Annotated in this window: 26 protein-coding genes; 16 read left to right on the top strand and 10 right to left on the bottom strand. The window is 66.2% G+C overall.

All coding sequences use genetic code 11. From position 1 onward, the window contains the following. Positions 1 to 4: 4 nt before the first annotated feature. Positions 5 to 190, bottom strand: a complete 186-nt coding sequence (locus V3G39_03555; GenBank protein XAS77128.1) for a hypothetical protein — start codon at positions 188 to 190, stop codon at positions 5 to 7. 31 nt (positions 191 to 221) lie between these two features. On the opposite strand from V3G39_03555, the gene V3G39_03550 reads away from it, so the two are divergent. Beyond that, a complete protein-coding gene (locus V3G39_03550) occupies positions 222 to 902 on the top strand; it encodes a hypothetical protein (GenBank protein ID XAS77127.1) in 681 nt (226 codons plus the stop codon). Positions 903 to 965: 63 nt separating this feature from the next. Here V3G39_03550 and V3G39_03545 read toward each other — a convergent pair whose 3' ends face one another. After that, positions 966 to 1463: an SRPBCC family protein gene (locus V3G39_03545; protein XAS77126.1), complete on the bottom strand. Its 498-nt coding sequence runs from the start codon at positions 1461 to 1463 to the stop codon at positions 966 to 968. After that, a complete protein-coding gene (locus V3G39_03540; protein ID XAS77125.1) occupies positions 1460 to 2152 on the bottom strand; it encodes a TVP38/TMEM64 family protein in 693 nt (230 codons plus the stop codon). The genes V3G39_03545 and V3G39_03540 overlap by 4 nt, the downstream gene beginning before the upstream one ends. A 365-nt stretch (positions 2153 to 2517) precedes the next feature. Between V3G39_03540 and V3G39_03535 the strand changes: the two genes are divergently transcribed. The 6 genes from V3G39_03535 to V3G39_03510 all read left to right on the top strand — a co-directional run bounded on the left by V3G39_03535 (position 2518) and on the right by V3G39_03510 (position 6920). Then, on the top strand, positions 2518 to 3018 hold the full coding sequence (locus tag V3G39_03535) for a hemerythrin domain-containing protein (protein ID XAS77124.1): 501 nt from the start codon (positions 2518 to 2520) through the stop codon (positions 3016 to 3018). A 169-nt stretch (positions 3019 to 3187) separates the two neighbouring features. Further along, the gene (locus V3G39_03530) at positions 3188 to 3721 is read left to right on the top strand and encodes a hypothetical protein (GenBank protein XAS77123.1); all 534 of its coding nucleotides are present in this window, start codon (positions 3188 to 3190) and stop codon (positions 3719 to 3721) included. Between the two features lie 83 nt (positions 3722 to 3804). After that, positions 3805 to 4530, top strand: a complete 726-nt coding sequence (gene gntA, locus V3G39_03525; GenBank protein XAS77122.1) for a guanitoxin biosynthesis heme-dependent pre-guanitoxin N-hydroxylase GntA — start codon at positions 3805 to 3807, stop codon at positions 4528 to 4530. Next, complete coding sequence (locus V3G39_03520; protein XAS77121.1) at positions 4527 to 5255, top strand: urea carboxylase-associated family protein; 729 nt, start codon at positions 4527 to 4529, stop codon at positions 5253 to 5255. Before gntA ends, V3G39_03520 begins: the two co-directional genes overlap by 4 nt. A gap of 183 nt (positions 5256 to 5438) precedes the next feature. Beyond that, complete coding sequence (locus V3G39_03515) at positions 5439 to 6113, top strand: HAD-IA family hydrolase (protein XAS77120.1); 675 nt, start codon at positions 5439 to 5441, stop codon at positions 6111 to 6113. Positions 6114 to 6155: 42 nt separating this feature from the next. Further along, on the top strand, positions 6156 to 6920 hold the full coding sequence (locus V3G39_03510) for a N(G),N(G)-dimethylarginine dimethylaminohydrolase (GenBank protein ID XAS77119.1): 765 nt from the start codon (positions 6156 to 6158) through the stop codon (positions 6918 to 6920). 79 nt (positions 6921 to 6999) lie between these two features. On the opposite strand, the gene V3G39_03505 is transcribed toward V3G39_03510, so the two are convergent. Beyond that, the gene (locus tag V3G39_03505) at positions 7000 to 7437 is read right to left on the bottom strand and encodes a VOC family protein (protein XAS77118.1); all 438 of its coding nucleotides are present in this window, start codon (positions 7435 to 7437) and stop codon (positions 7000 to 7002) included. Between the two features lie 147 nt (positions 7438 to 7584). Between V3G39_03505 and V3G39_03500 the strand changes: the two genes are divergently transcribed. After that, on the top strand, positions 7585 to 8538 hold the full coding sequence (locus V3G39_03500) for a sugar-binding domain-containing protein (GenBank protein XAS77117.1): 954 nt from the start codon (positions 7585 to 7587) through the stop codon (positions 8536 to 8538). A gap of 66 nt (positions 8539 to 8604) precedes the next feature. Here V3G39_03500 and V3G39_03495 read toward each other — a convergent pair whose 3' ends face one another. Continuing rightward, positions 8605 to 9009 (bottom strand): hypothetical protein, encoded by a 405-nt coding sequence (locus tag V3G39_03495; protein ID XAS77116.1) that lies wholly within the window; start codon positions 9007 to 9009, stop codon positions 8605 to 8607. A gap of 186 nt (positions 9010 to 9195) precedes the next feature. On the opposite strand from V3G39_03495, the gene V3G39_03490 reads away from it, so the two are divergent. Further along, entirely contained in the window at positions 9196 to 9951 is a 756-nt protein-coding gene (locus tag V3G39_03490; protein XAS77115.1) for a phosphatase PAP2 family protein, read from the top strand. A gap of 49 nt (positions 9952 to 10000) precedes the next feature. After that, positions 10001 to 10675: a response regulator transcription factor gene (locus tag V3G39_03485; GenBank protein ID XAS78170.1), complete on the top strand. Its 675-nt coding sequence runs from the start codon at positions 10001 to 10003 to the stop codon at positions 10673 to 10675. Here the strand turns inward: V3G39_03485 and V3G39_03480 are convergent. Continuing rightward, positions 10651 to 12015, bottom strand: a complete 1365-nt coding sequence (locus tag V3G39_03480; protein ID XAS77114.1) for a HAMP domain-containing sensor histidine kinase — start codon at positions 12013 to 12015, stop codon at positions 10651 to 10653. The two genes, V3G39_03485 and V3G39_03480, sit on opposite strands and share 25 nt — an antisense overlap. Positions 12016 to 12143: 128 nt before the next feature. On the opposite strand from V3G39_03480, the gene V3G39_03475 reads away from it, so the two are divergent. The 3 genes from V3G39_03475 to yidD are packed head-to-tail and all read left to right on the top strand — an operon-like array spanning position 12144 to position 13620. Further along, the gene (locus tag V3G39_03475; GenBank protein XAS77113.1) at positions 12144 to 12908 is read left to right on the top strand and encodes an ABC transporter permease; all 765 of its coding nucleotides are present in this window, start codon (positions 12144 to 12146) and stop codon (positions 12906 to 12908) included. Between the two features lie 33 nt (positions 12909 to 12941). Further along, positions 12942 to 13199, top strand: a complete 258-nt coding sequence (locus V3G39_03470) for a hypothetical protein (GenBank protein XAS77112.1) — start codon at positions 12942 to 12944, stop codon at positions 13197 to 13199. Continuing rightward, positions 13192 to 13620 (top strand): membrane protein insertion efficiency factor YidD, encoded by a 429-nt coding sequence (gene yidD / locus V3G39_03465; GenBank protein ID XAS77111.1) that lies wholly within the window; start codon positions 13192 to 13194, stop codon positions 13618 to 13620. The genes V3G39_03470 and yidD overlap by 8 nt, the downstream gene beginning before the upstream one ends. 99 nt (positions 13621 to 13719) lie before the next feature. Here the strand turns inward: yidD and V3G39_03460 are convergent, their stop codons facing one another. Then, positions 13720 to 14937, bottom strand: coding sequence for a cysteine desulfurase-like protein (locus V3G39_03460; protein ID XAS77110.1), 1218 nt, complete (start codon positions 14935 to 14937; stop codon positions 13720 to 13722). Between the two features lie 29 nt (positions 14938 to 14966). Next, on the bottom strand, positions 14967 to 16370 hold the full coding sequence (locus V3G39_03455; protein ID XAS77109.1) for a hypothetical protein: 1404 nt from the start codon (positions 16368 to 16370) through the stop codon (positions 14967 to 14969). A 277-nt stretch (positions 16371 to 16647) separates the two neighbouring features. Here V3G39_03455 and V3G39_03450 point away from each other — a divergent pair, with 277 nt between their 5' ends. Next, positions 16648 to 17739: a hypothetical protein gene (locus V3G39_03450; GenBank protein XAS77108.1), complete on the top strand. Its 1092-nt coding sequence runs from the start codon at positions 16648 to 16650 to the stop codon at positions 17737 to 17739. A gap of 168 nt (positions 17740 to 17907) precedes the next feature. Here the strand turns inward: V3G39_03450 and V3G39_03445 are convergent, their stop codons facing one another. Next, positions 17908 to 18489: a hypothetical protein gene (locus V3G39_03445; protein XAS77107.1), complete on the bottom strand. Its 582-nt coding sequence runs from the start codon at positions 18487 to 18489 to the stop codon at positions 17908 to 17910. Between the two features lie 48 nt (positions 18490 to 18537). Here V3G39_03445 and V3G39_03440 point away from each other — a divergent pair, with 48 nt between their 5' ends. Next, on the top strand, positions 18538 to 18858 hold the full coding sequence (locus tag V3G39_03440; GenBank protein XAS77106.1) for a TraR/DksA C4-type zinc finger protein: 321 nt from the start codon (positions 18538 to 18540) through the stop codon (positions 18856 to 18858). Between the two features lie 291 nt (positions 18859 to 19149). On the opposite strand, the gene V3G39_03435 is transcribed toward V3G39_03440, so the two are convergent. Then, complete coding sequence (locus tag V3G39_03435) at positions 19150 to 19776, bottom strand: TetR-like C-terminal domain-containing protein (GenBank protein XAS77105.1); 627 nt, start codon at positions 19774 to 19776, stop codon at positions 19150 to 19152. 105 nt (positions 19777 to 19881) lie between these two features. On the opposite strand from V3G39_03435, the gene V3G39_03430 reads away from it, so the two are divergent. After that, a complete protein-coding gene (locus V3G39_03430; GenBank protein XAS77104.1) occupies positions 19882 to 21474 on the top strand; it encodes a DHA2 family efflux MFS transporter permease subunit in 1593 nt (530 codons plus the stop codon). The last annotated feature ends 45 nt before the right edge of the window (positions 21475 to 21519 follow it).

Here is a 21519-nt window from a genome sequence, read left to right as displayed (position 1 = left end):
TCGGTCATTGACCCTTGCGCGCGAACCCGTGACCCGAGTAAGAGGCAACTGCGACGATGATCAGCGGAGCAACGATGAAAGCCATGCTCATGTTCAGCCAGAGGAACAGCAGAATGATCAGGGCTGACCCGACGACGAATATGCCGGTTGCCCAGACGATCGATCGCGGGACGGAACGTTCCTGCACCATCTGCCGACGGTAGCCCCCTCACCCTTCTACGGTGCTTGGGCTGGCGGTTCCATCGGGCGATCGCTTCGCTGAGGCTCGTTACGATATCGACCGTGGCCTACGCGTCACCGTGACCGACCTGACCGCCGGAGACAGAGCCGCGATTGCCGCGGTCGCTCAGCGGTACGGTATCGCCGACTGGGTCCGCGTCGAATGCGTCGATCCGGAGCACCTGCGGATGTGGGAGTCGTTGCGCAAGGACTTGATGTGCCTGCAGCGGGAGCAGGATCAGATCTTCTACAGCAGACCTACGCCGGGACCCCGGGTGTCTTCCGGGCCCGTCATCGATGCGGATCGAACTCTCGCAGACCCGGTTCAGCTGCGCATCGAACTCGTGGATCCGGTGGCGGTACGAACTGGATTTTTCGAGATCTTCGACGTGTCGCTGACCGACCTCACCGCCACCGCCGTCGACATTGAGACCAACGGGAACCTCACCGGGGTGATCGTCGACCGTAACGGTGTGGGGGTCGGCAGCTGCTTCGGCATGCAGATATCGCCGCTGGTCGTCTTTTCCGCGGTGCCAGGAAAATCTGTGCAGATTCCGATCTGGGTAGGCACCGACAGCTGTTCGCCCGATCTCGGCTACGCGCTCCCGGCTGGTGACTGGCACGTCGTTGCAGCATTGGATCTAACGGACGGCAGGCGCCTGATCTCACCGCCCTGCCACTGAGCGTGACCGACTGAAGGTGAACATCGGCCGAGTTGCCGCGTTGCCGCGTTGCCGCGTTGCCGGTCAGGATGCCGAGCGCTCCGCGAGCGCCTTCAGGTTGAGGAGTTGGCGCCGGGCCATCACCAGGTCGCCCATGCTGACCAGGGGTGCGAAAGCCTTGCCGCTACCCATCACGATCTTCATCAGCAGGCGGCTGTCGGCACCGGCCGGCACCACGACATAGGACATCACTGAGGCGAGGATGCGGGCGGTGAGCTGCTCACCCGGCGTCACACTGAGCACCTGGCCGACCGATCGCCCGGCCGTGGCCATGAACGGCGACCCCACCACCGGGTCGGGTAGGTCCTGCAGCTCCTGCGGGGAGCGCCGGCCGAGATTGTCGATCCAGTCGTAGGAGTACGGCGCCAGGCGCAGCTGCACGATCCACGGCCAGACGTTCTCGGCGGGGGCGTGCACAGTGACGCCGCGCCAGGCCTGCATGACCGGCGCGGCCACCACGTCGTCACAGCCGTAATTCATGGCGATGTCAGCGGGCGTGACACCCCAACGGTCGGCGATCATCGAATCTCCTCATGGGTGGGTGCCATCGATTCCGGGACGGTGCGACCCTGCCTGCGCCGCCGTGCGAGGACCCCGCCGACCACCGTCACGATCACCAGCGAGCTGACCGCGAGCACGAACGGCAGCGAACCGGGCTTGGAGCCGTAGGCCCCTACGGCGACGTACGCCACGGAGGCGGGCAGGATACCGACCGCCGTGCCAATCACGTAGTCACGGACCTTGACCGCCGTGAGCCCCGAGGCGTAGTTGACCGCTGCGAACGGGAAGATCGGGACCATCCGCACGAGAAGCACCGACACCAAACCACGCCTGCTGAGCAACTCGTCGAGGGAATCCAACCGCGCTCCTGCCATTCCCCGCACCGCGTCCCGGCCCAGTAGACGGCCCAGGTAGAGCGCCGCAATCGCACCGATGGTCGCGGCGACGTCGACGACGAGGATGCCGCGCACCAATCCGAAGCTGATACCCGCCGCGATCGTCAGGGCGGACGCGGGGATGGGCGTCAGCGACAACAGCGCGTAGAGCGCGATGAAGGCGAGGACGCCCAGTACGCCGGCCTGCGCGAAATTCTCTCGCAACGTCGCTGCGTCGGGGATGCCGACAAGAAGCACTGCGACCGTCCCGGCCGCAATCAACGCCAACAGGATCCCGAACCGGATCAGCGCCAGTCGGTTGAGTCGCTTTGCCATCAGTGGGGGACCCTGGCGATCGACGTCAGGGCCATCCACACCGGTGGCGGTGCAGCGTGGGGACGCCGGTTGGATCTCGCGTCGGGGGGCGGCGCGACGCAGGGATTCATTGCTCCAGCGTAGGTCGGACCCACCTGAGGCCTACGAAACGGGCGCGCAGGGCAGTGCATCTCCGACCCACTGTGCTGCCCCTCGTGCGGGTACCGAATGCAACGGAGCTGGGCCTGCAGCTGCCGCGTTGCGACCCGAATTGCAGCTGCGCTGCCGGGCCACAGCACCAGCAACAGACACCGGGCCGACGGGGCACATAAGCTCCCCTGGACAGGCATGACCGAGTCCGCGGTACACCACAGAGGGAGAGTTTCGTGAGTACAGATGCCATCGTGCTACTGAAGGAAGACCACCAGCAGATCCGCAAACTGTTCCGCCAGTTCCAGGACGCCGGACCCAACGCGACGAAGACCAAGGGCGACCTCGTCGCCAAGATCATCGAGGCCCTGACGGTGCACACCTACATCGAGAACGAGTGCATGTACCCGCGGGTTCGCGAGTTGTTGCCGGACCTGGAGCAGGACGTGCTGGAGTCCTATGAAGAGCACCACGTCGCGGACGTGCTCGCCACGGAGTTGTTCGCCATGGACCCCTCCGACGAGCGTTTCGACGCCAAGACGACCGTCCTGATCGAGAACGTCCGTCACCACATGGACGAAGAAGAAGACGAATGGTTCCCCAAGGTGCGTGCGGGACTGGGTCGCAAAGCGTTGCAGGACATCGGTGCCCATCTGATCGAGCTGAAGGAGAAGGCTCCCCGCTCCCCCGCGCAGCCATCTGCACTGAAGAAGACGGTCGACGCGATCATCAGCTGAACAGTGGCCGGCGGGTGCATTCCAGCCGCAGCTGACTGGACACCAGCTGATCGCGCGGCGAGCGGCTGACTCTTACACAGTTCATTCGGGTGGGTCCGGTTTGGCTGGCCTCAGTGCGGGTATGACCTAGGTGAAGGCGTATCTGACCGACTGATGGAAGTAGGACCCGATGGCTTCAACAAATACTGTGTCCAGGATCGCGCACGACCTGTCGTTGGCGACGTGGTTCGGGGGCTCGCTGATGGGCGCCGTGGGCCTGAACGGTGCGACCGCGAAGGCCAAGGACCCCACCGAGCGGGCCCGCCTGTCCTCTTTGGGTTGGGCCCGCTGGGCACCCGTTCAGATCGCTGCAGCCGGGATCCACACCGTGGGCGGGCTCGGCCTGATCGGCGGCAATCGCAAGCGGCTCGCCCGCGATGGGGGAACCCAGGCCAACACCATCGTCAAGACCGTGGTGACAGTCGCAGCGATGGGCGCGACCGGGTACTCAGGATGGCTGGGCAAGCAGGTCGCCGAACAGGCCGGCGAAGGTGCTGACGGCGCCACGGAGCCCTCGGCCGGCGCGTCGAACAAACTCGCCAAGGCGCAGAAGCAGCTACAGATGCTGCAGTGGGCCATCCCCGCGTTGACCGGGGTCCTGGTGGTGCTGGGCGCCCAACAGGGCGAGCAGCAGCGGGGCCTCAAGGGCCTGCTGGACATCTGAAGACCGACCGCATAGACGCAGATGCCCGGCAGGTGACCTGCCGGGCATCTATGTCCCACCAATGCCCCGATGAGGTGTTCCTGATGGCGCGTAAGACGGTTCCAGCGCTGCCGACCTATCTCAGGAGCGCCGCTGAGCGGGATCTGCACGCCGGCCCCGACCAGGGTGTGGCGCAAGTCCTGAACGAGATGGTCACCCACCCGGACTATCCGTGCCTGGGAGCCAGGTCAGTGTTCCGGCGTGACGGCGCCCAGATCGTGGTGTTGGAGGAGATGAGCGAGCGGGCCGAACTGGGTGAGTTGGCCCAGCAGTTGGAACAGTTCGCCGCCGCCACAGACCCGCAGGGACCGTTCGCGTCACTGATCGCGGTGTTCCGCTCCCCCACCACTGCAACCGAGGCACAGTTCGAGGCGTTGTTGTGGACTGTTCTGCAGGGATTGCACGACGACGACGAACACCCGTGGGCGCCTGGGGTGTCACCCGACCCGTCGGATCCGCATTTCGCCTTCAGCCACGCCGGGACGGCGTTCTTCATCGTCGGGCTGCACCCCGGCGCGTCACGGATCGCGCGGCGGGCGCCGCTACCCACCCTGGTGTTCAACCTGCACGAGCAGTTCGAACTACTACGCGAGCAGGGCGGTTTCGACCGGATGCGCAATGCGATCCGCACCCGCGACGAACGCCTGCAAGGCGACACCAACCCGATGGCAGCGGACCACGGCGGGGCCTCCGAAGCCCGCCAGTACTCCGGGCGCGCCGTCAGTGACGCATGGAGCCCATCCTTTCGTCCGCACGAGGAGACCCGATGACTGACCCGCGCCGCCCGGCCACCCCGAGCGCGAGCACACCGCCCCGCCCATACGCCGGAGGCGGCGACGGGCCCGCGCCCGGGTGGACCCGGTTACCGCCACAGACCGGTCTGCTCGTCCACGTCCCCGCCGGCGCGGTTCTGCAGATCGTGGACCCGTGCGGTGAGCAGGTCGCCGACCTGTACCTGGCTGCTGTAGATGACCCCCAGGAATGCCTGTCCGCGGGGCGCACCGTCGACTACAACAACACGCTGTACGTCAGCGCCGGCGACCGGTTGTGGTCCAACCGGTCCACCGTGATGGCCACCATCATCGAGGACACCGTCGGCATCCACGACCTGACATTGACACCGTGCAGCCAGGCGACGTTCGACGTGCTCTACCCGGAGTTCGGCGGCGCGCCACACCCCAGTTGCTTCGCGAACCTCTGCGACGCACTGGGCCCGGTTGGGGTGGCCCCGGACCGGATCGGGACCACGATGAACGTCTTCATGGACGTGTGGACCAGTCCGGACGGGCGACTACACATCGACCCTCCACCGACCCACCCTGGAGACCTGTTCGCCATCCGCGCCGAGGTCGACCTGTACGCCGGCGTCACTGCATGCTCGGCGGAGAAGTCCAACAACGGAACCTGCACACCCATCGACATCCGGGTCCAGACCGGGTTGGACCGACCGCAGCACGGCACCCTGTCGAGCCTGCCGGAAGACTTCATCGGCTGATGCGGCCACCGGGGTGAGCCTGTCCGCGAGGACGGATCGGCCTCAGCCGCGATCATGACTGACCTGGACATCAGGCAACTCTTGACCAAACCGGGGTCGATGTCGATACGGTCGTCTGCGAAGCCGTGGTCCAAACCGATGCCCGGCGCACCCTCATTCCTTCCTCTTCACAAGGAGAACACCATGTCGGCCATTCTGTTCGGTTCCATCAGCACTCTCGCGGACACCTCTGAGCTGCAACGCGAGTCGTTCAACAAGGCGTTCGCCACCCACGACCTGGGATGGACCTGGTCGCGCGAGGACTACCTGGAGATGCTCGGCGCCAGCGGGGGTGCGGACCGGATCGCCGCCTACGCCGCCTCCCGTGATGAGCAGGTCGACGCCCAGGCCGTACACCTCACGAAATCGCAGATCTTCCAGGAGGACATCGCAACCGCGGGCATTTCGGCGCGCCCCGACGTGGCCGCGACCATTGCCGACGCCAAGGAGGCCGGTTTCAAAGTAGGGCTGGTCACCACCACATCCACCCAGAACGTCACCGCCCTGCTGGAGGCGCTCACACCTGAGGTCACCGCCGAGATGTTCGACGTGATCGTGGACATCACCAGCGTGCCGGACCGCAAGCCCGCCGGCGACGCCTACCAGCACGCGGTGCGCAGCCTGGGTGACGACGCCGCCCACTGCGTGGCGATCGAGGACAACATCGACGGTGTCACCTCAGCCCAGGCAGCCGGAATCGCGTGCGTCGCATTCCCCAACGCCAACACCGCTGAGCACGATTTCTCAGCCGCGCAGCAACGTGTCGACCGGGTGCAGTTCAGCCAGCTCGCCTCCATGCTGCCGACCGATCACGCCTGACGCGCGTTGACGGGGACCGCCAGTTGGCCTCAGGGTGGGCGAATGCCTCCTATTGCCTTGGTGCGTCGCACCAGTTCAGCGCTCGAGTCCGGGATCACCTCCCACATTGATCGGGTTGCGGTCGACACCGACCTGGCTCAACAGCAGCACGCGGCCTACTGCGCGGCACTGGAGGATGCGGGGTATGCCCTGCAATATGTCGACGACGCGCCCGACCTTGCCGACGCGGTCTATGTCGAGGACACCGCAGTCGTCGTGGGCCCCGTGGCGGTACTGGCTCGGCCCGGGGCGCTGGAACGTCGCGCAGAGGTCGACGGCACCGAGGATGCGCTGCGCGAACTCGGCTTGCAGATCCACCGGATCACCGAGCCCGGCACCCTGGATGGTGGCGACATCCTGCAGGTCGGCAACACCGTCTACGTCGGTCGCGGCGGTCGCACCAACGGCGAAGGCATCGCGCAATTACGCGCGTTCCTCGCACCGCTGGGTCGCACTGTCGTACCGGTACGACTGACCGGGGTGCTGCACCTGAAGTCAGCGGTAACGGCGCTACCGGACGGCACCATGCTGATGCACCGCGAGGATCTCGTCGAGGCCGGTGCCCTGCCGACCGCTCGACTAGTACACGAAGACGCTGGTTGTCACGTCGTACCACTGATCGACGGCACTCTTTTGATCAGTGACTCTGCACCGCGGACCATTGCGGAGCTGGAAGACCTCGGCTTCCGCACCCGACCGGTGCCGATGAGTGAATTCGAGAAGCGCGAGGGCTGCGTGACCTGCCTGAGCATTCCGCTCTCCATCTGACGTCTCGCGATTTGGACATGCGCAACGGGGCACATCTGCCCCGTTCCGCATGTCCAAAAGCGGAGAAACCGGGGGTGGGTCAGTCGAGGCAGAACTCGTTGCCTTCGGGGTCGCACATCGTGATGAATCCCGTCTCCATGGCCCCGTCCGGCTCTGTACGGTAGGCAGTCGTCGCACCGAGCAACTCCAGCCGGGTGGCTTCGGCCGCGAGCGCGCTCATCCGCTCAACCCCGGTGAGGCCTGGCGCGGCGCGTACGTCGAGGTGCAGGCGATTCTTCGCCGTCTTGCCTTCGGGCACCTGTTGGAAGAAGATGCGCGAGCCGTTGCCCTCCATCGGAGAGATTGCTGAGCGCGAGTTCCACTGTGCTCGAGGCACTCCGAACGCTTCCAGCGCCGCATCCCACGTGTCGAATCCAGGTGGCGGCGACTCCAGCCGGTACCCGAGCGCTGCGGCCCAGAAGGTCGCCAGGGCAGCCGGGTCGGCACAGTCGAAGGTGATCTGCAGTTCTCGGGTCATGCCGACACCGTACCGACGAGCGGGCCCCCGATAGTCGGACTCCAAAACGCTCATTTGAGCGTTCCCGCTTCGCATTGCCGCACCAATGTTGACGTAGCCTGCCGATCGCTCCCACTCTTGGACTACGCGACCCGAGGAGTTCAGCTGATGACGAGTACTGCGCAGGGTTGGCGATCCGAAGTGGAGCTTCGACAGGCCACGGAAGCCGCCCGGATGTACTACCTGCACCAGCAGAGCAAACTTGAGATCGCCGACAAGCTCGGCGTCAACCGCTTCAAGGTCGCCCGGCTGCTGGAGCGCGCCCACACCAGCGGTCTCGTGCATATCGAGATCCGCGATCCGCACGAAGTCGATGTGGCCCTCTCAGAGCAGCTCGCGAAGGCGCTCGGCATCAAACGGGCCCTCGTGCTGTCCACGGCGACCGGCGACAAGCGGCTGCAGGTCGGCGCCCTCGCCGCGCGTTACCTTGCCGACACCGTGCGGTCCGGCCACTCGTTCGGGCTGGCCTGGTCGCGCTCCACCGAGGCGCTCGTCAAACAACTCATCGGCCTGCCTCCGTGCACAGTCGTGCAGATGTGCGGCGTCGTCGCACACGCGACGGGAGAGGCTCAGAGCGCCGATCTCGTCCGTCGAGCCGCCGCCGCCGTCGGCGGGCAGCCGGTGATGTTCCACGCGCCACTCGTCGTGGACGAGCCCGCGATCACGGCCGCCCTTCGCCGCAAGGACTCCATTGCCCAGGCCTCGGCCGCCTGCGACCGTTTGGACGTGGCCGTCATCGCCATCGGTATGTGGGTGCCGGGCGAATCCACCGTGCACGATGCTCTGTCGTCTGCTGAGCAGGCGTTGTTCGCTGCCCGAGGTGCCGTCGCCGAAACCGCCGGGCTGCTCATCAACCGCGACGGCCAGGCCATCCGTGACGGACTGCAGCAGCGGGTGATCGCGGTATCGGAGAAGCAACTTCGGCGGGCCGGCGACGTCGTCGCGCTCGCCTGCGACGAACAACGGGTGCCAGCGATCAAGGCACTGGCGGCCAGCGGCCTCGTGCGCACTCTCATCACCTACCGCGGACTTGCCGAAATGCTCCTGGCAGAGCAGCCCTGAGCTTTCGAACGTGCGGAGCGGGCCATCTGGGCCCGCTCCACACGCCAACATCGCGAGACCGGTGGGTCAGTGTCGGGTGCTACGGATACGCAACGGAAGCCACACGCAAAGGCCCATGATGGCCATCGCCAGCGGGAAGTGCACCGCGGTGACCCAGGAGCTTTCGCCGACGAGCCCGCCGATATAGGACTCCAGCACCAGTACGACCGCGAGCGCCAGCGCACCGATCCACAGGTCCTGACGCTCGCGCAGCTTCACGAAAGCGACGACGGCAGCCACCACCGCCAGCAGGATCGCGAGGTCTGCGCCACGGGAGTGGACCTGCACCCAGGTGGCGTTGTACTCCTTGCTTTCCCGGATGAAGATGCCCGCCCATACCGCCTGAAAAAGCACGATGACAGCGACCACCCCGATCAGCGAGGCAAACAGCGGATTTCGAACTGGGGCGTTATTGACAGCAGCAGCGCTCACAGCCAAACCTTCCAAAAGACAACAGGATTCGCTATCCTCCGGCATGCGACCTGTGAGCGTGCTGAGCCGTCGATGGTGCATCGCCGCAGAGGCTGACCACCATTTGAGACGCTGCTGCCCACCGACGTCGAACATGACCCGTCACTACTCAGGGACCTCACAGCGCGCATCCGACACCCTCGTCCCATGCCTGCTCCATCACCGACCACCCAACGACCGATCGTGACCGCTCGCCAGCCGATGCTGATGCGGTGGATCGCGTGGGGCGTGCCGCTCGGCGTGCTCGGCCTGCTGTTGGGCTTCCTGCTCACAGCGATCGGCGCCCGCTCCACCGGCGAATACGCGCTCGACATCAACATCTCCCAGCACCGCGACACATTCCTGATCGACCTGTCGCGCACCGTCAATGTCGTCGGTGGGCCGATGTTCGCGCCGTTCGTCCTGCTCGCGTTGGCTGCGCTGATCTGGTGGCGCTTCGACCTCGGCAGCGCGGGGTGGTTCTTCGGCCTCGCAGTCGTCGGGTGGTTCTCGGTCGCCATCGCGAAAACGCTCGTGCACCGTCAGCGCCCACCTACCGCTGCCGTCCACTCGTTGGTGATGGAGCACGCGGCCGACAGCTTCCCGAGCGGACATACCGCCCTGGCTGCGGGGATCGTGTTCGGCGCGGCCGTCGCCCTGCGTCACCAGCACGGCATGAAGCGCCTCATCCTGCTGATCGGTGTGCCCTTCCTGCTGCTGGTCGCGCTCAGCCGACTGGTCCTCGGCGCCCATTACCTCGGCGACGTCACCGGCGCCCCGCTCATCGCGGGCGCGGCTATCCTCACGGTCACCGGGCTGTTGCACCCTTTCGAGAGCAGCACACGCAACCGGTTGAATGCCGTACGGCGACCGCACCAACCCGAAGAACACCGACCCGAAGAACACCGACCCGAAGAGTCCTGAGCCGAAGATGACCACGATGCCTGCACCGACAACTCCGGCGCCACCGCACCTGAATGTGCTGCTCGCCGAGGACGACCGCAGCCTCGCGCGGGTCATCACCGACGGCCTGCGTGAGTACGACTGCACCGTCGAGGTCGTGCATGACGGGCGCGAGGCTGTCTGGAAGGCTCGTGCCACCGCATACGACGTGCTCGTCCTGGACATCATGATGCCGGGCTTGAACGGGTACGACGCGTTGAAGGCCATCCGCGAGCTCGACGCGCAGACCCCCATCCTGATGCTGACCGCCAAGGACGGGGAGTGGGACCAGGCCGACGCCTTCGAGCTCGGCGCCGATGACTACCTGACCAAGCCGTTCAGCTTCGTCGTGCTGGTCGCGCGGTTGCGAGCGCTGGCACGCCGGGCGGGCACCGGGGCGGACACAGCGGTGCGGGTCGGCTCGTTGCAGTTGGACCCCGTTACGCACCGGGTCTTCAGGGGCGACGTGGAGATCGACCTGACGCCCAAGGAATTCGCGCTGCTGGAGTACCTGATGGGCCACCCCGGGGAGGTATTGACGAAGGCCGGCCTGCTGGACGCGGTGTGGGAGTTGCCGTTGGGCGACAACGCCAACATCGTCGAGGTCTACATCGGCTACCTGCGCCGCAAGATCGACACCCCGTTCGATGTGCAGACCCTGCAGACGGTGCGCGGGGTCGGTTACCGGCTGACGACCGGGGCGTAGGGCAGCGTCACGGTGAACTGTGCGCCGCCCCGCGCTCCCTGCCCCACGCGGATCGTGCCGCCGTGCGCCTGGACAATCTCGGACACGATCGCCAGTCCGAGACCGGATCCACCGATCTCCCGGTTACGGCTCTCGTCCAACCGAACGAACCGCTGGAACACTCGTGCGCGGTCGGCTCCCGCGATACCGGCGCCGTCGTCCTCGACAACCAGGAATGCATGCGACAGCTCGGCGCCGGTGCGTATACCGACCCACGAGGTCGCGTGCCGTGCAGCGTTGTCGGTCAGGTTGCGCAACACCCGGTCCAATTTTTCGGTATCGCCGACAATGCGCACCGGCGGTGCGTCGATCTGCACCGTGTGGCCGGTCGTCGCTCGCAGCCGTGCGCCGTGGCCGCGGGCCAGATCGTCCAGGTCCACATCGCGATGCCGGATCACCAGCCCGCTGCTGTCACTGCGGGTCAGCAGCAGCAGCCCGTCGATCAGCTCGTTCAGCCGCTCCGCCTCCCGACTCATCAGCGCGATTGTCTCGACACCCGGCGCGCGACCGGCATGCTCGGCGATCTCCAGCGCCGCCTGCAACGTGGCGACCGGCGACCGCAACTCGTGACTGGCATCTGCCACGAAACGCTGCTGGGAAGATTGCGCCACCTCCAGGCGTGCGAGCATCCGGTTCATCGTCTCCGCGAGGGTTGCCACCTCGTCCTGGATCGGGCCGACCGGCAACCGGTCCGTCAGGTTGCGAGCGGTGATCAACTCGGCCTGCTCCCGAATCGCCTCTACCGGACGCAGCGTGCGCCCGGTCAGGATCCACGCCAGAATCATCGCGCCGCCGACGAGGAAGGGAATCGCGGCGAGCAGCACCTTGGCCGCCGTGCTCACTGCCTCGTGCTGGCTACCCTGCGAGGCGCTGGCGACGACCGAATACCGTTCCCCACCATAAGTTGTGCTGATCTGCACGACCAGCGGGGTCTCCACGTCACCGGGCAACCAGTAATATTTTGCGCCCTGGATGACCCTGCCAGGATCGCTGGATATCGGGCCGTCTGCGTCACTGTCGGAGGGGTAGGCGGCCACCAAATTGCCCGGATCGTTGTAAACCTGGACCTCGGTCCCCGGCGGCACAGTCGCGGTGACTGCCCGCAGCCCGGTCGGTCCGCTTCGTTGCACGGCTGCCGCGACCGTCGTGGCGGTGCTCGTGGCGGCTCGCTCGAGACTGCCGTTCAGCGAGCGTTGCAGCAGGTTGGCGATCACGACGACCCCGAGCAGCAGCGGTATCGCTACGACGATCGCGGTCAACGCGGTCAGGCGGGCACGGATGCCGCTGGGGAATCGGGTCACCGGTCCATCTTCCCGTGCGTTCGCTGGGTCGAGGCTGAGCAGCGGTCCATCCCGTATTTTGGACATGCGCAACGAGGCGTATCTGCCCCGTTACGCATGTCCAAAATTGGGGACAGGACGATGGGGGCGTGACCGCTGTGCATGTGGACGACACCTACGTGCGCCTTGCTGTCGGCATCGTGTTGCTGTTGACGATCGCCTGCGTTGTCCTGCGGCTTGCGGGGGTGCCCCACCTACGCTCCGTCATCGTCGCTTCGCTGCGCGCCGTTATCCAGCTCGCTGTGATCGCGGCCGCATTACGAGGGGTTTTTCAGGCACCCATCGCGGTGATCGGGGTCATCACAGTGATGTTCTCGGTGGCCTGCTGGACCTCGACCAGGCGACTGCGCGGGCACGTCAACGCTGCGCGGGCGGTCATTGCCTCGATTGCGGCGGGTTCCTTCGTCGCGGTTGCGATCATCGTCGGGCTGCCGAGCCTGAGCCGTGACGTGCGCACCCTGGTCGCCGTGTGCGGCATCGTGATCGGCGGCAGCATGACGTCCGCGACCCTCGCCGGACGCCGCTTCGACCAGGGCCTGCGCGATCACCGTGACGAAATCGAGGCGTGGCTGTCGATCGGAGCCACCCCGCGCCAGGCAATGCGCGACATCGCACGCTCATCCATCTACGAAGCCCTCGTCCCAGCACTGGACCAGACCCGCACGGTCGGGTTGGTCTCCCTCCCAGGAGCCTTCATCGGAGCGTTGCTCGGCGGTGCGAGCGCAGCCGACGCCGCCCGATTCCAGATCGTGGTGCTGGTCGGGCTGCTGTGCGCGGAGGCAATCACAGCGAGCCTGCTGCTATGGCTGATCGGTGCGCCCGACACGGTCCCCTCCCAGCACGAATACAGTTGATCTTCAGACAGGCCGCCAATGCAGGGAGCACCGATGTCCGACAACACCACCCGCCCCGCACCCGCCGTGCCCACGAAGATCCCCAAGGACACCACTGGGCTCTCCCTCTGGTACCGCTTCACCTGGCGGTTGGAGTACCTCGGGGTCTCGCTGGTCGGACCGGCCCAGCAGACACTGGAACGCGACCCGAAAGAAAGACTGCGCCGCGAACGAGTGCGCCGCGTCGCGCAGGCACATGCCGAGCAGGCGCAGGCCGACGCCCACTCCTGCGGCTCACTCCCCCGTGAGTGAGGTCGACCCCAGCAGTGCCTTCCCGTCCAAGGACGAGAAGAAGAAGCGCGACGGCGGGGCAGGAAGCTGCGGTCCGGACTGCGCAGACTGTGGGGATTGCGGGGATTGCGGGGACTGCAACCCCTTCCTGATTGCCGGGATGTGGTCGCTGCTGTGGGCCACGGCTCGTGGCTTCGGGCAAGCTCCAGCCACCACGAAGGATTACTCGCCGATCAGGCGGGTCGCGGTGCGCGCCGTGCGCTCCTACCAGGTCAACGTGGCAGCACGCCGTGCTCGGCCGGTGTGTCGTCACCAGCCGAGCTGCTCGGCATACGCGATCAGATCACTGCAGCGATACGGGGTGGCCCGCGGCGGGTTGCTCACTTGGGGCAGGTTGCGCCGCTGCCGCCCGGGTGGCGGCGGCTTCGACCCAGTCCCCTGACCGGGCCCAGCCCGCCGTGGTCGCATCTTTTAGTGAAGGTGCAGCTATTGCCGCATCCTCGCTCGGTTTTGCGGCCTCTGTACGGGCCATCGCTCGGCGTTACTTGAGGTAGTCGGCGATGCCGTCGACGAGGCGATCGATGTCATCGTCGGTGGTGTAGGGCGCAATACCGATCCGTAGCCCTCCCGCGGACCCGAGCCCGAGCACCTCGGCCGCTTCGCAGGCGTAGAACGACCCGGTGGGCGCGTTGACGCCGCGGGCGGCGAGGTGCTCCGAGATCGCGGCGCAGTCGCGGCCCTCGCAGGTCACGAGCAGGGTCGGCGTACGCCGTGCAGCGCGCGAGTGGATGGCGACGCCGGGCAGTGCGAGCAGGCCCGCTTCGGTCTTGTCCCGCAGCCGATCCTCGTGCTGCCCGGTGACCTGCAGGCTCTGCCGTAGGCGGGATCGGCGATCGCCCTCACCCGGCGCGATGCCTGCAATGAAGTCGATTGCCGCCGTCGTGCCGGCCATCAACTCGTACGGCAGGGTGCCGAGCTCGTACTTCTCCGGCACCCGGTCGGCAGACGGCAGCAACTTGGCCGGGGTGAGCGATTCCAGAAGATCCGCACGCCCGGTCAAGGCCGCACAGTGCGGTCCGAAGAACTTGTACGGCGAGCACGCGAAGAAATCCGCACCCATCGCTGCGACGTCGATGAAGCCGTGCGCTGCGTAGTGCACCCCGTCGACGTAGAGCAATGCGCCGACGGCGTGGGCCCGTTCCGCGATCGCCGCGATATCCGGCATCGTTCCGATCACGTTGGACGCGGCAGTGACCGCCACCAGCTTCGTCCGCGGCGAGAGCGCGCCAGCAATGTCGTCGAGCTCGCCCGTCGCCGGATCGAAGCTGACCCAGCGCACGGTGACACCAGCGGTTTCGGCGGCAATCGTCCACGGGCGCACGTTGGCGTCGTGGTCGAGGCGGCTGAGCACGATCTCGTCGCCCGGCGACCAGGTTGCGGCCAGTGTGCGCGCCATCTCGAAAGTCAGCGCTGTCATGCTGCGGCCGAAGATGACGGTGTCGGCGGTCACGCCCATCAGATCGCCGAGCGCAGCCCGGCAGTCAAGCACCACCCGGTCGGCGTTGCGCGCCGCCTCATTTCCGGTACCGCGGTTGGACAGCGGACCGGTCATGGTCGTGGCAATAGCGGCGCCCACGGCATCCGGGGTTTGCGAGCCGCCGGGTCCGTCGAAAAATGCGGTGCCGTCACGCAACGCCGGGAAATGCGCACGCAACGCATCGACATCGAGGTCGGTTGTCTGCAGGTTCGCCGTATTCATCACGGACGCCACGCTACGCCGGGAGGGTTTCAGTCGGTCTGGATCCACGGGTGCGGGTCGCCGCGACGGCGCCTCGGGCCGCGGCCGCGCGTACCGGGCGGATCCTGCACGCTCTCCCACTCGTTCATCCAGACGTCATAACCGGCAGCCACCATCGAACCTTGTCGACCCTCCCTTGGCGCATAGGCGAACCACCCGAACGACGCACCGTTCGGTTGCAGGCCCGGAGGCACCGAGACCAGGATTTCGTCCGGATTCTGCGGTGGTACCTCCTGCGGGGCGTGCCCGCCCGCTCGCCAGGGCCGTGCACCTCCCGCGCTGAGCCCGGTCGCCGACCATGTGAGGGCCTCGTCCGCGCTGAATCCCCAGTAGATCCAATCTCGTCGGTACTCGCGCAGCTCATCGCGGTCGAACGCCCGAGCCTCTTCGATGTGCAGGTCGGGGTCCGCGCGTAACAACTCATACGTGTCGCTCTCGCTGAAATCGGCGTCGCGCCACGCCACCGCCCGAGCCAGCCCCACCGGCTCCAACCGATCCGCGTCGTAGAGCGTGAAACCCGCGTCAAGATAGCCGCGCACCTCACCCAGATCGCGTCCGACAAAACGTTCGGCATCGCGCGGCGGGTCCCCCGGCAGGCCGGCCCCACGCCAGGACCGAACGAACCCGACAATGCCAGCATCGACCAGTTGGGCACTGCCCATCCAGGCCAGCAGGGCTTTGGCGGAAAGGCCGAGCGCTACCCGCCACTGTTCGAACTCGTCAGGGTCGACCTCGTGCTCAGCCAGCTCGCGACCCACTTTGTGCAACCCGACGAAACGGAGCGGGTCGAGGTCCAGCTCCGCGCGAATCGCTTGTGCAATCTCGTCCTGGGACATAGCGAGCAACTCGCGCAACGGTGTGAGGAAGTCCAACGGGCCGTCGAATGGTTCACCCGTCATCAGCGGCGCCTCCCCACGCCGGGTCATCAGCCACAGCACGTCGTCCACCTCGATGCCCGGCCACGGTGACCGCACCAGCCAGCGCCGGTCGGGCGGCGGCTCGGGGAGGCCGGCCTTTTCGGCGTCTGCAGCAATCTCCTGGCTGAGTGACCACGGCGCAGGTTCGAAACTGTCGATCGGCGTGATCCAGCCGTAGTAGTCGCTGGTGCTGCTGCCCTGGTGGTGAGCGGTCGGCGTGCGGTCGCGCACCCAGCAACGGTGCCGCGCCGACCATGCCGCCGGCACGAGGTAGTTCACCGGCGCGTCCGACAGTGCGCTCCAACCCTGCTCGATGAGCGCCTGCACCTCGGGCAGATTCTCGGGCTCGACGTAATCGTCATCGATCCGCAGCGGTGTGCCCATCCGCGCCACTTCGGCGTGCGCCGCAAGCCCGGGCGGCAACGGCGGCACGGCCGTAGTCTCAGGCGGTTGATCGACTCCCCACGGATCGCGCATCCACTGATCGTGCCACCCCCTGCGGCCGTCGACTGCTGAACCGCGTGGAGCAGGCGACGGTCGCTACACGTGATATCCCGAGAATTCGCATTTCCCAAAAAAATGAGTTAAAGATCTACTAAGCTGAATGGTGGTCGACGATTTCTTCTCATGAAATAGTCAGGCCTTCCCCTCTGTGGGGTTTGCGAAGTCCAAGTAGATCACCAGAAGGTTTCCCATCTGACCAAAAATGGGCTTTGGGCACCCTTTTTTACCGCGCGTTTCATACATTCAAGTCATGGACACAGGAAAAAATGAACTGACTCGACGCGGCGCTCTGGGGCTGGTGGGAGCGGGCACACTCACCGCGTTGACCGCGCCGAGCGCATTGGCCGCCGGCTGGTCACCCGGGCGCTGGCGGAGTCAGCCCAACGCGACTCCCGGCATGTGGTCCGGAGATCTCTGGGCGCCGTACGTCGCTGACGGAACGGTGTTCACCCGGAGCGTGGCAACGATGCCGCTTGCCTCGAACTCGGCCGCGCTCGCCGCTCGGATGCCGAGCCTGCCGACCAACCACTTCGGTGTCGTCACGTCGCTCAACACCACGGCGTACAACATCCCGACCTATGTCGTCGATTCCACCGTTCGCGGCTGCCCGACGGTGTCGATGAGAGTCACCCGAGCACTACCGTCGGGTAGCCCCTGCCCTCAACTCGACGGTCGGATTCCGTTGCCGCCGTGGGCGAAACCAGCTGATGGTGGCGATCGTTCAATGGCTGTCTACGACCGTGGCACCGGCCTGATGCGGGAGTATTTCCTCTGCGCGATCGGCTCCGATGGAACCTGGACCGCAGGGTACGGAGGGTATTACCAGGCCGCGCCCGGCTTCACGAACCTGCGGTCGGCCAATTACCCCATGCAGCTGACGCAGGGTTCCTCAGCCGTCGTGTCCATGCTGAACCCGTTGATGCAGGTAGGCATCAGCGAGGCTCGCAACGGCCGAATCAACCATGCGCTCGATTTCACCATCAGCAATGCGCTGCGGGGGTCGTCGTGGCCCGCCAAACAGGGTGATGGCACCGACGCCAACCCCAATACTCCCGCGGAAGGCCAGTGGTTCCGCATTCCGCCGGGCCTGAATCTGAAGGGTCTCAAGCTCCGGCCCTTCACCCTTCTATTAGCTCAAGCCGCGCAGAATTACGGCGGGATGGCGGGAGACAAGAATTTGTTCTGCCACGCTTTCAACGTGGAGCACCCGGTGAATGCGATTCACAATTACCGACAGAACCCGTGGACCACAGATATCCTCTCGAAATACGGTTCACTCGATGTCAACGACTTCCCATGGGCACTCACCCAGTGGGCTCCGTTGAACTGGGGCAGACCCTGATCGCAGGTCCTCGCGGGTGTAGCGTGCCCGCCAACCGGACTCCGGTTGGCGAAAAGGTGCGCTGCACTCCGAATCCCTCCCCGCCCCCGAGTGGCATACATATGTTTCGAGTGCACCAGGTAGGGCCATGCCGCTCGAAGTGTTGCTACGCCACTCGGCGGGTGGGAATCAGAGGTCGAAGTGCCAGTCGGGGTATTCGCGCTCCAGCACCACTCGGAAGTCGCGCCACCCAGCGGCGTCCGCCGTACGCAGCGGTAGTGGACCTGCGGGTCTGCCATCGACCGTCCGGTAACCCCACTGAAATCCGCACAGCGGCTGCAGGTGTCGGGTGCGACTCACGTCGGGCAGGCGCACCAGGAACGTGTCAGCGCTCCAGACGGTATCGACGTCACCAGGCGTCGCGGGCGCGTCCATGAATGTCGGGAGATAGCCGAACGCACACATCGGCGCCATCCACTCAACGGCATCGATCGCCCGGTGAATCCGCCCACGGTCCAGTCGCTGAGTGACCAGCTGAACCCATCCGAACACTCCGGCCGGGCCGACGACGTCCAGCAGCACATGTGCTGTCACAACCGGAAAACCCTGCAGTGCAGCCGGTTCGACCTCGGGGATGACCGAGGTGTGGCCGGATCTCACCGGGTCGTCGTTCGGGCGTATGACGACCTCGACGCGCCCAGTGTGTCCATCACGCCCACCCGTCTGAAAGGGGACAGTCAGCCGGGCGCCGGTGATCTCGTAACTACTCACGCGCCCAGATTAGGGACACGTCGAGAGCTGGGCGCCTAGCCTGGCGGGATGGGTACCGACATCGACGATCTGCTGGCACAGAAGGAAGCCGAACTCGAGGCGGATCTTGCGGAAGTCACCAAACCGATCGGCGAGGTCGGCACCATCTCGTTCGGTAAGCGCATCGGTGAGGGCACCTCCATGGCGGTCGATCGGTTGACGGCGGTGTCGACCCAGGAACAACTACTCGCGATGCTGCGCGACGTACGCCGAGCCCGCGAGCGCGTCATCGACGGTACCTACGGCCGCTGCGAGGTGTGCGGCGAGCCGATCCCCGTCGGTCGACTCGAAGCCCGACCATGGGCCGTGAAATGCATCAGACACAGCTGACCAGAATTCCAATTGCCCGAAGGCGGGCTCACCCCATCCTCGGCCTCTTCCCGCTCTCCGCTGACGCTGCTGGCGCGGCGGATCCCGCACGCCGTCCGGCCGGTCACCGTCGCTGCCGATTCACCGGGTGCGGAAGTGGTATCCCTCGCGCCACAGGTGATCGCGACTCGCACGGCGACGTAGGGCAGCGACGTCTGGGGGTTGGACCGGACGCTGCCCGGCGGTGGTAACGCCAGCCACCCGTCGAAGGGCTGTCAGCCCGAATAATCGACCAACGAGAGCGGGTGGGTGCTACCCAACGCCCGGTCGCAGCCCACGCATCAGCACGTCGAGCAGGGCGCTATAGGTCGTTGCGGGGTCGGCCGTCAGTACGAGCCCAGCGAGCTCGAGCGACACAGCGCCGTGCACACTGCTCCAGATCTGCTGTGCCATCTCCAACGGATCGGTGTCGAGTGGCTTCGCCGCCGCGATCGCAGCCGCGACATTCGCGACCAACGCCTCGAAAGCGGCTGCGGCATGCTCGTGGACCGCGTCCGAGGAAGATGCCCGCGGGATCGTGCCGCCGAACATCACCCCGTAGTACTGGGGGTTCTCCAACGCGAACCGGCGGTACCGCACGCCGGACGCACGCAGATTCTCCAGCGCATCACCCTCGTCTCGACCCTGCACCGCAGCTCGTAATTTGTCGAAGCCGCGGATCAGCAACGCGTCGACGAGGCCGTCCTTCCCGCCGAGCCGGTTGTAGATCCCCATCGGCGCGACATTGGCCTCGGTCGCGACAGCGCGCACCGTGACGGCGGCCGCGCCATCGCGCTGCAGCACCGTTTCGGCAGCATCGATCAGCAGCGTCTCCAGCTCGGCGCTGGGGGTGCGGACTCTGGATCTCGGCACAGGATCGGTGCCACGCGTCGAGGTCATCGCCATACCCTCCCATGCACTCGACGTCCGCCGATTGACTTCTTTCCCATCTTGTAGAACGGTGTCCCACAAATGAAATAGCACGACGTTCTACAGGAGATCCGGATGCACCCCGAACCCGCCGGCGCCCGCACCGACACCGACACCGACACCGACACCGCGAGAATCCACGACCGGCGGTGGAGCGTCCTCGCTGTCCTCTGCCTGAGCGTGCTGCTGGTCGTCGTCGACAACACGATCGTCAACGTCGCCCTGCCGAGCATCAGTCGGCAACTCAGTGCCTCCACCAGTTCCCTGCAATGGGTGGTGGATGCCTACACCCTGGTCTTCGCCGGACTGCTCCTGGTCGGTGGAAACCTCGGCGACCGGCTGGGACGGCGGCGGATGCTGCAGGTCGGACTAGCCCTCTTCGCGCTCACTTCAATCGGCGCAGCGCTGGCGCAGACCACCGGGCAGCTGGTCGTCGCCCGGGCTGCCATGGGCGTCGGGGCCGCATTGATCTACCCCTCGACCCTGGCGCTGCTGAGCAACGTCTTCACCGACGCCCACGAGCGGGCCACCGCGATCGGCATCTGGGCCGGCGTTTCCGGACTGGCCGTTGCGGTCGGACCGATCTCGGGCGGTCTCCTGCTGACCCACTTCGGATGGTCCTCGGTGTTCTGGCTCAACGTGCCGTTGGTGCTCGTCGCGCTCGGCCTCGGCCGCGCACTGCTCCCGGAGTCACGCGACCACGCAGCAGGCGCATTCGACGCATGGGGCGCAGCCCTTTCAATCGTCGGTATCACCGCGCTGGTGACCACGATCATCGAGGCACCGACCCAAGGTTGGACATCGCCGCTGATCCTCGGAGGCTTCGCCGCCGCGCTCCTCGTACTCACCGCGTTCGTTGCGTGGGAGATCCGCTGCGCCGAGCCGCTGCTGGATATGCGGCTTTTCACCAACTCCCGGTTCGCCATGGCCAGCGCCGCTATCTCGCTGTCGTTCTTCGGCCTCTTCGGCTTCATCTTCCTGATCACTCTGTACTTCCAGGTCATCCTCGGCTTCAGCCCGCTACGCACCGGGGTGGCCACGTTGCCGTTCGCTCTGGTCACCGGCTCGCTGTCACCCGTCGCGATCCTGCTGATGAAGCGGGTCGGCACGAAGCTCGTCGTCACGGCCGGCCTGGCGTTGATGAGCGGCGGCTTCGCGCTCGCCGCCTCTGTCACCCTCGGGTCGTCCTACTGGGGTCGCGTGGTGTGCTCGATGGTGCTGATGGCAGCTGGGCTGGCCCTCACGACCGGCCCGGCCTCCGAAGCCATCATGGGCGCGCTCCCTCGCTCGAAGGCAGGCGCCGGATCTGCGGTCAACGACACCACCCGTGAGCTGGGCGGCACGCTCGGCGTCGCCGTCATCGGGTCGGTCCTGAGCTCGATGTACGCCGCGCACGTCGCCACGTCACTGACCACGCTCGGTGCCCCGGCCGCGGCGATACGCACCGCACGCGGATCCCTCGTCGCGGGCTTGGATACCGTCGGGCAGCTGCCCGCGGCCATCCAGGGACCGGCTCTGAGCGCCATTCGGCACGCTTTCATCGACGGGCTGTCCGCCGGGTCACTGGTTGCTGCCGCAGTCACCGGTGCGGCCGCGATCGCGGCCCTCGCGTGGTTGCCCGCCCGCCCGCCGAGTGGCATACCTATCCATCGAGTGCACCAGTTGTAGGTATGCCGCTCAAAGGTTTGGTATGCCACTCGGGGAGGTTGTTGC

It is taken from the genome of Dermatophilaceae bacterium Sec6.4, assembly GCA_039636865.1.
Classification (GTDB): Bacteria; Actinomycetota; Actinomycetes; order Actinomycetales; family Dermatophilaceae; genus Allobranchiibius.
The sequence above is the reverse complement of the archived record's forward strand: the minus strand, read 5'-3'. Positions and strand labels throughout refer to the sequence as shown.